The sequence below is a fragment of the Actinoplanes italicus genome (assembly GCF_003001815.1).
Classification (GTDB): domain Bacteria; phylum Actinomycetota; class Actinomycetes; order Mycobacteriales; family Micromonosporaceae; genus Actinoplanes; species Actinoplanes italicus.
This window is the reverse complement of the sequence record NZ_PVMZ01000017.1, coordinates 18,175-30,978: the sequence shown is the minus strand read 5'-3', so window position 1 is coordinate 30,978 and position 12,804 is coordinate 18,175. Positions and strand designations below refer to the sequence as shown.

Genomic DNA, 12,804 nt, shown 5'->3' with positions numbered 1-12,804 from the left:
GGCGCCACTGCGGTCTATGGCGGGTCCTTGAGCAGGTCGCGTACCTCCTCCTCGGATTTCTCCTTGGGGTCGTCCGGGTCGACGTCGATCACCTCGCCCTCGGTGTAGGCCTCCACGACCCGGGGGTCGACGTAGGAGTTGCGGGCCACCGCCGGGGTGTTGCCGAGCAGCCCGGCGACCTCCTTCATGGCGTGCGACACGACCCTCTTGCGCTTGGCCTCGGTGGGCTGCGGCCCGGCCTCGGCGAGCACCTCGGCGGCCTTGACCGTGCCGTGCCAGGTGCGGAAGTCCTTGGCGGTCATCTGCTCGCCGCTGATCTCGCGCAGATACTCGTTGATCGAGTCGGCGCGGATCTCCTGCCAGCGGCGCCGCGCCGGATCCCAGTACGCGAACAGCCGCTCCTCGTCCCGGCGGCGGCGTTTCAGGTCGCGCAGCACGGCACAGACCTCACCGTCACCGACCGTGGCGGCGTGCTCGACACCGGACTTGCCCGTGAACTCCAGCAGGACGCACCCGCCGCTGCCGCGCAGGTGGTCGGGCCGCAGCGTGGACAGGCCGTACGTGGGATCCTCCTCGCGGGCCGCCGACTCCTCGCCGCCGACCCGGAACATGCCCATGTCGAGCAGGCTCACGATGGCGGCCAGCACACGTTCGCGGGTCAGGCCCCGCCCGGTCAGGTCGGCGCTGAGCCGGTCGCGCACCCCCGGGAGGCGTTCGGCGATCTCCAGGGTCTTGTCGAACTTGGCGCGGTCGCGCTGCTCACGCCACACCGGGTGGTAGAGGTACTGCTTACGCCCGGCCGCGTCGACACCGACGGCCTGGATGTGGCCACGCGGATCGGGGCTGATCCACACGTCCTTCCAGGCCGGCGGGATGACCAGCGCCTTGATCCGCTCGACGGTCTCCTCGTCGCGCACCGGCTCACCGGCCGCGTCCAGATAGGTCCAGCCCTTCCCCGCCCGGCGACGGGCCAGGCCGGGTTTGCCGATGTCACTGCGCCGTAATCGCATGCTGCACCTGCTCGGCGGCGGCGAGGACCTCGTCGGGGGTCACGGCCAGCAGGGCGGGGTGCACGGGACCCGGCAGGTCCCCCCGCTCGCTGACGGTGCCGTGCCAGATCGCCCGATGGTAGGGCCGGTCGGCGGGCGGGCCCCAGCGGTCCGGCGACATCGGGCCGAACAGGACCACGGACGGCGTCCGGTAGGCGGTCGCCAGGTGCGCGACGCCGGTGTCACCACAGATCACCAGGCGGGCGGCGGCGATCAGGGCGGCAAGATCTCCCAATCCGGTACGGGGTGCCGCGTCCTCCGGAAGGCCGGCGAGCTCGGTCACCCGTACACACAGATCGAGCTCTGACGGAGAACCGGTGACCAGGACCCGATGGCCTGCCGCATGCAACCGCCGCGCGACGGCCGCGTAGCGGTCCGGAGGCCATCGACGGGCCGGAGATTTCGCGCCCGGGTGGATGATCGTGACGCCCGACGGCACGTCGGCGTCCGGAACCAGCAGGTCCAGGTCCTTCTCGTCGCACGCGACGCCGTAGTAGCGGACCAGCCGGCACCAGCGGCGGACCTCGTGCTCGTCGTCGTGCCAGCCCGGACCGTCGTGGTGACCGGCCGGCCGGCTGGCGAACGCCCACAGCGCGCCGGGCCGCAACGCCCGCAGCCGCAGGTGCGACTCGGGACCGGAGCCGTGCAGGTTGACCGCGAGCCGCGGCATCGCGGGGGCGGCGTCGAGCGGTTCGAGCTCGGCGGCCGGGACGATCCGGTCGATGCCGCCGACCGACGGGATCAGGGGGGTCAGCCAGGCGGGGGCGGCCAGGCTCAGCGTCTCGCCGGGGAAGGCGGCGCGGAGCCCGCGCAGGGCGGGCACCGCGGTCGCCAGATCACCCACGCCGAGCGCGCGCAGGACGAGGATCACGGGTACGAGCTCTCCGTCTCCGCCGCCACGACGAGTTCCCGTACCGCGCAGCCGGCCGGCTGGCTGAGCGCGAACAGGACCGCGGCGGCCACGTTCGCCGGATCGTTGAGGATCGCGTCGGGACCCGGCTTGTACCTGTCGTCGCGCTCGTCGAAGAACTTCGTGCGCATCCCGCCGGGAATCAGCAGGGTCACGCCGACCTCCCCGGCGAGTTCGGCGGCGAGCGCCCGGGTGAAGCCGACCACGCCGAACTTGGCGGCGCAGTAGGCGGTCGCGTCGGCGACGGCCTTGATCCCGAGCGTCGACGAGATCGTGACGACCCCGCCGTGCGAGCGCTTGAGCTCCGGCAGGGCGGCGCGGATCACGGCGGCGGTGGCGAGCAGGTCGATCGTGACGATCCGGTCCCAGACCTCGCCGGGGATGTCGGCCAGGGCGCCGGGCACGTCCATGCCGGCCGCCGTGACCACGCCGTCGATGCTGCCGCCGGCGGTCGCGATCAGTTCACGGGTGGCGCGTTCGGCGGCGCGGGTGTCGGCCAGGTCGCACTCGATCCACTCGACGCCCTCCTGCGGCGCCTGGCGGTCGATGACGTACGGGCGCCCGCCCGCCTTGATGACGGCGTCGACGACGGCGGCGCCCAGGCCGCTCGAACCGCCGGTGACGATGACTGCGTCCAACTCGGTTACCTCCTGCGTGCTTGCGCGATGGTTTTAGTGGTGGAGCGACCGTCCAGGTAAGGGACGATGACGGTCTGGCCGCCCCAGCGTTCGAGGACCTCGGTCTCCGGCAGCGAGTCGTAGTCGCCGCCCTTGACCCAGATGTCCGGGCGCAGCCAGGTCAGGACGGCCTCGGGGGTGGGTTCGTCGAAGACGACGACGGCGTCGACGCAGTCGAGGGCGGCCAGCAGGCGGCCGCGATCGTCCTGTCTGGTGAGCGGGCGGCCCTCGCCCTTCAGCTCGCGGACCGAGTCGTCGCTGTTCAGGCAGACGATCAGGCAGTCGCCGAGGGCGCGGGCGGCCTTCAGGGTGGCGAGGTGTCCGGTGTGCAGCAGGTCGAAGCAGCCGCCGGTGGCGACCACCGTCCCGCCGCGGGCGTGGATGGCGTTGACCAGTCTTCCGGCCTCGTCCGCTCCGATCCGGCCCGCCTCGCCGGCCCGGCCCGCCTGGCCCGATTCGCCGTCCCGGCCCGCCTTTCCGGCGCCGCCCTTGCCCGGTTTGTACGCGTATCCCGCTACATAGCCGCTGGCGGCTTGCACAGCTGTGGCCACCGCCTCGGAGACCAGCGCGCCCTCGGCCAGCGCCACCGCGGCGGCCGACGCGAATGCGTCCCCCGCTCCGCACGCGTCCCCGCCGGACGTTTCCGGGACCGGGACGACCAGCGGCGTCGGACCGCCCTGGCACAGCACCGCGCCCTCGGCGCCGCGCGTCACCACGACCGCACCGGCCTGCCAGCGCTGCCGCAGCGTGTGCCCGGCCCGCTGGGCGCCGCTCAGCCCGTGGCCGGCGTCGCCGGACAGGCGGCGGGCCTCGGACTCGTTCGGGGTGACCAGGCGGACGTTCGGCACCGGCGGCGGCCCGTTCGGGTGCGGGTCCCACACCACGGGCGCCTTCGACTCCCCGATCGCGGCGCGCAGGGCCGGATGCCGGGCCACTCCGCGGCCGTAGTCGCTGACCAGGATCGCGCCGGCGTCACGCAGCAGGTCGAGGACCGCCTGCGGCGCTTCGCCGGGCGGCTGGGCGGGACCGCCGCGGTCCAGCCGCAGCAGCACCTGGCCACCGGCGTGCAGCCGGATCTTCTCCGGCGTCGAACCGGGCAGCGGCAGGGCGTACACCTCGATGCCGGCGGCCGACAGCAGCTCGCTGAGCCGTGCCCCCGCCGCATCGCCCGCCAGGGCCGTGACCAGGGCGACCTCGTGACCGTGGTTGGCCGCGAGCACCGCGGCCAGACCGGCACCGCCCGGGCGTTCGTCCACCGTCTCCTCGTCGAGGACCGGGGCGGGAGCGTCCGGGGCGATCCGGGTCACGGTGCCGTGCACGTCCCGGTCGAGCAGGGTGTCACCGACGATGACCAGTCTCATACCTTGACCATCTCCTCCAGCTCGTCGCGGTCGGGCTCGAAAGGGGGCGCCTCGGAAAGGCGCGCGTCGTCGGAGGGGATCCCGAGGTACCTGTCGATGTACTCGCACATCACGTGCACCGACATGAGGTGCAGCTCCTGGACGACCTGGCCGTCCGGCGACGGGCAGCACAGCGCCTCGTGGCAGATGTCGGCCAGCGGGTTGGGGCGCTCGCCGACCATCGCCCAGGTGCGCATGCCGATCTCGTTCGCGGCGCGGGCCGCGGCGATCAGATTCGGGCTGCGGCCGCTCGTCGACATCAGGATGAGGACGTCGTCGCGGCGGCCGTGCGCCCGTACCTGGCGGGCGAACACCTGCTCGAAGCCGTAGTCGTTGCCGATCGCGGTGACCGCCGACGAGTCCGGGGTCAGCGCGATCGCGGACAGCGGCATCCGGTCCTCGCGCAGCTTGCCGACCAGCTCGGCGGCCAGGTGCTGGGCCTCGGCGGCGCTGCCACCGTTGCCGGCGACCAGCAGACGCCCGCCGCCGGCCAGGTGCCGGGCCAGGTAGGCGCCCCAGCGGGCGAGGCGCCCGGCCTGCGACCGGTACGGCAGCAGCGCCTGGATCAGCCCGGTCAGATGGTCATCGAGCAGGTTCATGCCATGCCCCCTGAAATCCCGCGCAACTGCGCGATCATGAGACTCGCTACGCTCGCTCATGCCGCGACCTCCAGGTCGGCAACCGTTGCGTACACACTGGCCAGGCGCTCGGCGATGCGGGGCCAGGAGTAGGAGGCGGCGGCCCGGTCGGCGGCCGCGGCCGCGTAGGAGAAACGCCGTACCTCGTCCCCGGTCAGCCGCCGCAGCGCCGCGGCCAGCGCCCGCGGGTCACGCGGCGGCACCAGGTCGCCGGTGATCCCGTCGACGACGGTGTCGATGAGCCCGCCGACCTCGGTCGCCACCACGGGCACCCCGCAGGCCATCGCCTCGAGCGGGGTGAGCCCGAACGGCTCGTACCAGGGCGTCGCGGCGAGCACGTCCGCCGACCGGTACCAGGCCGGCATCTCGTGCGCCGGGACCGCGCCGGCCAGGGTGACCCGGTCGGCGACCCGGCAGTGTCCGGCCAGGGCGAGAAGCCGGCGGGCGTACGGGTCGGCGTGCAGCCGGTCCACGGGCGGTCCGCCGACGACCACCAGCTCGGCGCCGGGCACCCAGGGCAGGGCCCGGATGGTGTCCTCGATGCCCTTGCGTTCGACGAGCCGGGCCACCGTCAGGATGCGGGAGCGGCCGGGCGTACGCGCGACCGCCGCCCCCTGCGGCCCGAAGCGCTCCGTGTTCACCCCGGACGGCACGAGCGCCATCCTGGACCGCGGCACACCGAGCCGCAGCAGCTCGCCGATCTCGTCGCGGCACTGCACGATGATCCGGTCGGCGGCCTGGCCGAGCCGCCGCTCACAGGCGATCCGCCCCGGCGGGCTGGTGTCGGCCCTGCCCTGGTAGCGGCGCTTGACCGAGCCGAGCGCGTGGAAGGTCTGCACGACCGGGACCCCGCAGGCGCGGCCCGCGTCGACGGCGGCCAGCCCGCTCATCCAGAAGTGGGCGTGCGCCACGTCGGGCTTCCACTGGTCGCGCCAGTCCACGGCCATCCACTCGGCGAACTCGCCCATGTACGGCAGCAGCTCGTCCTTCGGCAACGCGGTCGCCGGCCCGGCCGGCACGTGCACCACGTCGACGCCGTCGGCCATCGGCACCACCTCGGCCGGTCCGAGGCTGTCCCGCCGTGTGTAGACGCGCACCTGGTGCCCGTGCCCGGCCAGCGCGGCGGCCAGTTCGGCGACGTGGGCGTTCTGCCCGCCCGCGTCGACGCCGCCGAGCGCCGCGAGCGGGCTGGCGTGCTCCGAGATCATCGCGATCCGCATGTCTCCTCCTCCAGCAGTCGGTCCCAGTCGGCGAGGAACCGGTCGAGGCCGTACCGGGCGAGCGCCACCTGCCGGGCCCGTGCGCCGAGCCGGGCCGCCTGGTCCGGTTCGTCGATCAGCCACTGGGCGGCCTCGACGAGCGTGCCGACCCGGGTGGACAGCACCCCGGCGTCCGGCGGCACCGCGGCGATCGCCTCGGTGGTGGCCAGCGCGATCACCGGCATGCCCATCTGCATGGCCTCGATGAGGCTCAGCCCGAGCGACGTCCACCGGCAAAGGTGCAGGTAGGCGCGCCGCTGCGCGAGTGCCGCGTGCATCTCGCGCTGCGGCGGGTCGTCGTGCACGGTGACGTCCGGCAACCCGGCGACACCCATGCCGAAGACGTCCACCGGGGCGACGCCGGTGAACCGTCCGAACAGATCGGTTCCGGTCACCCGGCCCCGCCGGACGGGTTCGTTCGTGACGATCGCGAGGCGTTCGAGCTCGCCGGTCCAGCGGGCCTCCGGCTCGACGACGCCGTGCTCGATCACCGTGGTCCGGGTCTCGCCGCAGTCCCAGAACAGCTCGTTGAAGTGGGTGACGTGCGCGATCAGCACGTCGTCGCGATCGGCGAGCGGATGCCGGGTATTCGGGACGTCGCCCTTCGGGGTGTTGTGCTCGACGTAGATCACCGGTACGTGCGGCGGGATCAGGTCCAGTTCCCCGGGACGCTGGGCGATCGCCACGTCCACGTCGCGGATCTGGTCGAGAGGCAGTTCCTCGACGGTGTCCGGCCAGGTGAACGTACGGGCCCGGCCGCGTCCCCACTCGTCGCGGGCGGGGTTGACCGGCACGAGATAGCGGTGCTTGCCCTGGACGAACGACGTCGTCCACGAGCCGTGCACGTGCCAGAGCAGGATGTTCACGCGGCCACCTCGTCGTGGTTCGGATGTGGGACGGTGACGCCGAGCCGGCGTACCGCGGTGAGGACGTCTTCCGGATCGATCCCGGTCAGGCACGGGTGGCCCGGCACCGGGCACCGCGTCGCCCGCGTGTCACGGCAGGGCGCGGCGGCGTCACCGAGACGCACGGCCGGCACCCGGTAGGGACCCCAGCGTCCATAGGGGACGGTCGGCGCGAACAGGCTCACCACCGGCGTGCCGACGGCCGCGGCCAGGTGTGCCGGACCGGTGTTCGCGACGATCAGGCAACCGGCACCGGCGATCAGACCGGCCAGGCCGGACATCGGCATCGGCCCCGGGTCCTCGGCGACACCACCGGCGACGTATCCGGCCAGATGCCGCTCCCCCGGCCCGCCGGTCACCACCACCCGATGCCCGGCCCCGGCGAGCGCGGCCACGATCCGGCGCATGTCTGCCGGCGGGCACGACCGGGCCTCGCAGCTCGCTCCGGGATGCACCACCACATACCCCGCACGCGGTCGCGGCGGCACGGTCACATGAAGCCGTCCGTCGTCGCCGCCGGGAAGACCGAAACCCGCCGCTGCCGCGACGCTCAGGGCACGTTCTGGTTCAGGCAGTTCCTCCGGTACGCGATGACGCACGTCCAGCAGTGAGCCGGGGTAGTCGTCGCTGATCGCGGTGACGCGCCGGAACCCGGCGGTGCGCAGCAGCAGGGCCAGTGGCAGCGCCGACTGGTGGAAGGACGTGAAGATCACCGCCTCGTCCACACCGGTCGCCCGCAGCCGTCCGGCCAGCGCCCGCATGTCCCCCGCGTCGACCGGATCGGGCTCCGGGTCGATCCACGGCAGCCGCCACTCGACGATCTCGTCCACACCGGGCAGCAGCTCCGCGGCGGCGCGACCCCGCGGCCCGCAGAGCAGCACCAGCCGGTCCGTGCCCGCGGCCAGCGCGCGGATCGCCGGGCCGGTGACCAGGACGTCCCCCGCCGAGTCGGATCGGACCGCGAGGACCCCCGCGGGCCGATCCTGCCGGGACGCCGGTTTCAGCAGTTCCCGGCGTTGCAGAATGAGATCAGCGGCAGCGGTCAGGCCGGCGGCGGTGTGCGGGGCGGCGGCCACCTCGGCCGGCAGGGTGACCGGTGTCGGCACCAGGACACCGGCGGCCCCGGCAGCGAGGGCGGCCTCCATGTCGCGGCCGATGTCGCCGACCACGACACACCGCTGTGGAGTGGTGCCGAGCGCGGCCGCGGCGGCCGTGATCATCCCGGGTGCGGGCTTGCGGCACGGGCAGCCGGCGGTGTCGTCGTGCGGGCAGACCTGCCAGGTGCCGAACGGCCCGAGCAGCTCGTCGACCCGCTCGTTGACGGCCGCCATCTGCGACGCCGTGAAAAGGCCGCGGGCCAGCCCGGACTGGTTGGTGACCACACCGAGCCGCAGGCCGGCGGCCCGGAGCCGGTCGACGGCCTCCCGCGCGCCGGGCATCGGCAGCACCCGCTCGGGGTCACCGTTGTAGGGGACGTCCACCACGAGCGTGCCGTCCCGGTCGAACAGCACGGCGTCGTAGAGCTCGCTGAAGGCTCCGCTCACCGCGGTGCCCCCGCTCGCGTCGCGGCGGTGCCGGTGGAGGCGGCGCGCCCGGCGGGTGCGGCGTCACCGGCGGCTCGGGCGGCGAGGGCGGGTCGCGGGGGCAGGAGGATGTCGGCGGCCGGGGCGGTCACCCGGATCGGGCCGGCGGTGACCTCCGGCTTGGGTTCAGCGCCGCGCCAGCGGAACCAGCCGCGCAGCCAGTGCGTGATCGCCACGGGCGGGATGACGGCGCTGGTCAGCAGCATCGTGGTCACCTCGTGCCGGTCGCGGGGGCCGGGGGCGATGCGGGCCGCGGCGAACTCGGCGGTTCCGGCGGTCCAGCCCGTGGCGGCCACGGCGGCGGCCGTCCACCAGGTCCGGCGGCCGGTGATCAGCGCGGCGGCGGTGCAGCCCGCGGCGGCGGCCACGCAGGCGGTGATCGCGGCGTGGCGGTGACGGCGGCCGGGCGGAACGCCGAGCCGGGTGCGCCATCGTGGACCGTAGAGGCGCCGAAGCAGCGCGTCGTCGGTGTTGCCGCGCTGAGTCCGTACGCTCACCCAGCGGTTCTCCGGACGGACCGGATGGGTGACGCGCCGGTGACCGCGACGCAGCCGCCACCCGGCCCGCGTCACGCGATGGGCGAGCTCGGCGTCCTCCCGGAAGGCGCGCGGCAGGCGTTCGTCGAAGCCGCCGGTCCGGGTGAGCACGGTGCGCCGATAGGCCATGTCGGCGGTGATCCACTCGCCGTCGGCGAGGCCCGCCGTGACCCGCTCCCAGTCCGTCGGCCGGTGGCCGTCCGGCAGCGGCACGTCGACGTTGCCCTGCACCCCGCCGATCTCCGGACCGGCCTCGCACAGGTCGGCGAGGAGCCGTCCGGCCCAGCCGGGCTCCGGCAGCACGTCGTCGTCGAGGAAGGCCACCCACTCGCGGTTCGCGGCCCGCCAGCCGGTGTTGCGGGCGGCGGCCGGCCCGGCGGCACGGCCCGGGATCACGCGCGCCGATGTGGACGGCGGCAGTTCCAGCGGGGCCCGCCGGTCCGGCCGGTCGTCCACCACCAGCAGTTCGACGTCGTCGGGCAGCGGCCCGAGCGCGTGCAGCAGCGCGGCCAGGCTGGGCCGGCCGAGGGTCGGCACGACGATGCTGACGCCGGTCAACGCGAACCTCCGTACACCTGGCTGCGGTGGACCGCGAACGGGCCGATGGCCAGCAGGTCGACGGGGGCCGAGCCGAACAGCTCCAGGGCCTCGCGCGGGGTGTCGACCATCGGGCGGCCGGCCGTGTTGAGCGACGTGTTGACGACCACCGGCAGGCCGGTGAGCCGCTCGAACTCCGCCAGCATCGCCGCCACGACGGGTTCGGTCCCGCTGTGGACGGTCTGCACGCGTGCGGTGCCGTCGACGTGGGTGACGGCCGGGATGCGGTCCTTCCAGTCCGGCTTCACCCGGTGGACGAAGAGCATGTACGGACTCGGGTAGACGCCTTCGAAGATGTCGTGGAAGCGTTCCGCCCGGACCATGGGGGCGATCGGCCGGAACTGCTCACGGCCCTTGACGTCGTTCATCCGGGTCTGGGTGTCGCGGTCGCCGGGGTGGGCGAGCAGCGACCGGTGCCCGAGAGCGCGGGGGCCGTACTCGCTGCGTCCCTGGTACCAGGCCACGATGCCGTTGCGGGCCAGCACCGCGGCGGCCTCGGCGGCGATCGACTCGGGCCGGCTGTAGGGCACCGCGGCCCGGCGCAGCTCGGCTTCCAGCTCCTCGTCGCTCCAGCCGCGGCCGAGGGCGGCCGTGCCGAACGGAACGTGCTCGGCGCCGAGGGCCAGCGCCGCGCCGAGGGCGGTGCCCGCGTCGCCGGCGGCCGGCTGCACCCACACCCGGTCGAACGGGCCCTCGGCGGCGATCCTGGCGTTGGCCACGCAGTTCAGCGCGGTGCCGCCGGCCATGGTCAGTGTGGAGAGGCCGCCCGATGCCTCGTACGTCCATCGGGCCAGATCGAGAAGGACCTCCTCGAGTCGCGTCTGGACGCTGGAGGCCAGGTCGGCGTGCGCCTCGGTCATCTCACCGTCGGCGGACCGCTTCTTGGCGAGGGCGTCCCAGTCGATGCGCTCGACGGTGAACCCGCCGTCGCCGTTGGCCCGGATCAGGTCGCGGAGCAGCCCGAGGAACCTGGGGCGGCCGTACGACGCGAGCGCCATCACCTTGTACTCGTCGCTGGAGTGCATGAACCCCAGGTGACGGGTCAGCTCCTCGTAGAGCAGCCCGAGCGAGTGCGGCAGCTCCTGGCAGCGGTGGACGGTGAGTTCACCGCCGCGGTACGAGCCCGACAGGTGGCTCGCCGACTCCCCGCGCCCGTCGAGCACCAGGACCGCGCTGTCCTCCTCGACGCTCAGCCCTGCCGACGCGGCATGCGCGACGTGGTGCGGCACGAACCGCACCTGGTCCGGGTCGAGTCCGGGCAGCGCCGTCGCCAGGAACTGCGGCGCGCGCCGGGCGTAGTCGACACGCAGGTGGTCCCACGGGTCGCCGATGCCGAGCTCGGCCTGGTCGCGGCAGAGCGCCGGATCGAAGGAGTAGGCGACCGCGTCGAGGTCGCCCGGCCGCAGTCCGGCCTCCTGCAGGCACCAGGCCGCCGAGAGCTCTGGCAGCTCCCAGGCGGAGAACGGAACCGGCCGCTTGCCGTGCTTGCGGCGGCTGAACCGCTCCTCCTCCGCGGCGGCCACGACACGACCGTCGACGATCAGGGCCGCCGACGGGTCATGGAAGATCGCGTTGATCCCGAGAACTCGCATGGCGGGCGGGATACCCCGTGATTTCTCACTTACGCACATGATCATCGACTTCCCCGGTTTCTCCGAAACTTGGCACTGACCTGGGGATTTCGTGAAAACATTTGCCGCGCATCAAGGTTTTATGCGATGCAACGCGGGAAGTCCCGCGGCATGTATCAGGTCGCTCAGCTCATCGACGGAACGTGGTCCCCCGGCACCGCCGGCCGCACTCTGACCGTTACCGACCCACGGGACGACAGCCCCGTGACCGAGGTCCCGGTCGCCTCCGGCACCGACGTCGCCGAGGCGGTCCGCGCCGCCCGCCGGGCCGCCGGCGAGTGGGCGCGCACCGCTCCCGCGGCCCGTGCCGCCGCCCTGCACACGGCCGCGAACACGATCGAGGCGGCGTCCGGCGAGCTGGCCGAGATCATGGCCGCCGAGATGGGCAAGCCGGTCGACGGCGCCCGGGACTCGATCGCCGCCGGGGTCGGGACGCTGCGCCAGTACGCCGAGCTCGGCCCCACCCACCGCGGCCGCACCCTGGCCGGTGACGACGCGGCGATCGACCTGATGGCGTACCGGCCGCGCGGCGTGGTCGCGGTGATCACTCCGTGGAACGATCCGGTCGCGGTCTCGTGCGGACTGCTCGGCGCAGCCCTGGTCACCGGCAACACGGTCGTGCACAAGCCGAGCGAGCGCACTCCCGCGACCGGCTGGCGGCTCGCCGAGCTGATCGCGCCACACCTGCCCGAGGGCGTCCTCAATGTGGTGCACGGCGACGGCCCGGTCGGCGCCGCCCTGGCCGCGTCCGAGGTGGACGTGGTCGCGCACGTCGGTTCGACGGCCACCGGCCGGTCGATCGCCGCCGCCTGCGCGGGCACCGGTGCCAAGGCGCTGCTGGAGAACGGCGGCAGCGACCCGCTGATCGTCGACGCCGGCGTCGATCCGGTGTGGGCGGCGGGGCAGGCGGCGCTCGGTGCGTTCGCCAACTCGGGGCAGATCTGCGTCGCGGTCGAACGGATCTATGTGCACGAGTCGCTGGCCGAGGAGTTCGTCGAGGCGCTGGCCACCGAGGCGGAGACGTGGGGCAAGCAGATCGGGCCGCTCGTCGACCGCCGGTTGCGCGACGCCGTGCACGGTCAGGTGCGCGACGCCGTCCGGGCCGGCGCGCGGCTGGTCGCCGGGGGTGAGGTGCCGTCCGGGGCGGGCGCGTACTACCCGCCGACCGTGCTGTCCGATTGCACCGACGTGATGGCGGTGATGCGGGAGGAGACGTTCGGGCCGGTCGCGCCGGTGGCCACGGTGGGGTCCTTCGAGGAGGCGTTGACGAGGGCGGGCGATTCGCCGTACGGGCTGGCCGCCACCGTGCTGACGCCGTCGATGAGCCACGCGCAGCGCGCCTGGCGCACGCTCCCGGCCGGAACCGTCAAGGTCAACGCGGTGTTCGGCGGGGCACCGGGTGGTGCCGCGCATCCGCGGCGCGGCAGCGGGCAGGGCTTCGGGTACGGCCCCGAGCTCCTCGACGAGCTGACCGTGACCACCGTCGTTCACCTGGAGGCCCCGCCGTCCGGCTGGTGACCCCGTCGCCCCCGACCGCACTCCTCCACTGAAGCGAGAGCACTGCTCTTGACTGAGAGCACGCGTCTGGTGTTCACTGTTTTCAACAGAGAGCACTGCTC

At 73.8% G+C, this 12,804-nt stretch carries 11 protein-coding genes; 1 reads left to right on the top strand and 10 read right to left on the bottom strand.

Annotated features, from left to right (window positions below; all coding sequences use genetic code 11):
- Positions 1–14 precede the first annotated feature (14 nt).
- Genes CLV67_RS33750 through CLV67_RS33705 form a run of 10 tightly spaced genes read right to left on the bottom strand, consistent with a single transcriptional unit; the run spans position 15 to position 11,146 of the window.
- Positions 15–1,010: a DNA topoisomerase IB gene (locus CLV67_RS33750; protein ID WP_106325760.1), complete on the bottom strand. Its 996-nt coding sequence runs from the start codon at positions 1,008–1,010 to the stop codon at positions 15–17.
- Complete coding sequence (locus CLV67_RS33745) at positions 991–1,920, bottom strand: glycosyltransferase family 9 protein (RefSeq protein WP_106325758.1); 930 nt, start codon at positions 1,918–1,920, stop codon at positions 991–993. The genes CLV67_RS33750 and CLV67_RS33745 overlap by 20 nt, the downstream gene beginning before the upstream one ends.
- Positions 1,917–2,597: an SDR family oxidoreductase gene (locus CLV67_RS33740; protein WP_106325756.1), complete on the bottom strand. Its 681-nt coding sequence runs from the start codon at positions 2,595–2,597 to the stop codon at positions 1,917–1,919. Before CLV67_RS33740 ends, CLV67_RS33745 begins: the two co-directional genes overlap by 4 nt.
- 5 nt (positions 2,598–2,602) lie before the next feature.
- Positions 2,603–3,997: a PfkB family carbohydrate kinase gene (locus CLV67_RS33735; RefSeq protein ID WP_106325754.1), complete on the bottom strand. Its 1,395-nt coding sequence runs from the start codon at positions 3,995–3,997 to the stop codon at positions 2,603–2,605.
- Positions 3,994–4,635 (bottom strand): D-sedoheptulose-7-phosphate isomerase, encoded by a 642-nt coding sequence (locus tag CLV67_RS33730; protein ID WP_106325752.1) that lies wholly within the window; start codon positions 4,633–4,635, stop codon positions 3,994–3,996. The genes CLV67_RS33735 and CLV67_RS33730 overlap by 4 nt, the downstream gene beginning before the upstream one ends.
- Positions 4,636–4,691: 56 nt before the next feature.
- Positions 4,692–5,894 (bottom strand): glycosyltransferase, encoded by a 1,203-nt coding sequence (locus CLV67_RS33725; protein WP_106325750.1) that lies wholly within the window; start codon positions 5,892–5,894, stop codon positions 4,692–4,694.
- Positions 5,879–6,799, bottom strand: coding sequence for a glycosyltransferase (locus CLV67_RS33720; protein WP_106325748.1), 921 nt, complete (start codon positions 6,797–6,799; stop codon positions 5,879–5,881). The genes CLV67_RS33725 and CLV67_RS33720 overlap by 16 nt, the downstream gene beginning before the upstream one ends.
- On the bottom strand, positions 6,796–8,382 hold the full coding sequence (locus CLV67_RS33715; protein ID WP_106325746.1) for an HAD-IIIA family hydrolase: 1,587 nt from the start codon (positions 8,380–8,382) through the stop codon (positions 6,796–6,798). Before CLV67_RS33715 ends, CLV67_RS33720 begins: the two co-directional genes overlap by 4 nt.
- Positions 8,379–9,515, bottom strand: coding sequence for a glycosyltransferase family 2 protein (locus CLV67_RS54390; protein ID WP_106325745.1), 1,137 nt, complete (start codon positions 9,513–9,515; stop codon positions 8,379–8,381). The genes CLV67_RS33715 and CLV67_RS54390 overlap by 4 nt, the downstream gene beginning before the upstream one ends.
- Complete coding sequence (locus CLV67_RS33705; protein WP_106325743.1) at positions 9,512–11,146, bottom strand: carbamoyltransferase family protein; 1,635 nt, start codon at positions 11,144–11,146, stop codon at positions 9,512–9,514. Before CLV67_RS33705 ends, CLV67_RS54390 begins: the two co-directional genes overlap by 4 nt.
- Positions 11,147–11,296: 150 nt before the next feature.
- Here CLV67_RS33705 and CLV67_RS33700 point away from each other — a divergent pair, with 150 nt between their 5' ends.
- Positions 11,297–12,703, top strand: coding sequence for an aldehyde dehydrogenase family protein (locus CLV67_RS33700; protein WP_106325741.1), 1,407 nt, complete (start codon positions 11,297–11,299; stop codon positions 12,701–12,703).
- Positions 12,704–12,804: the final 101 nt, after the last annotated feature.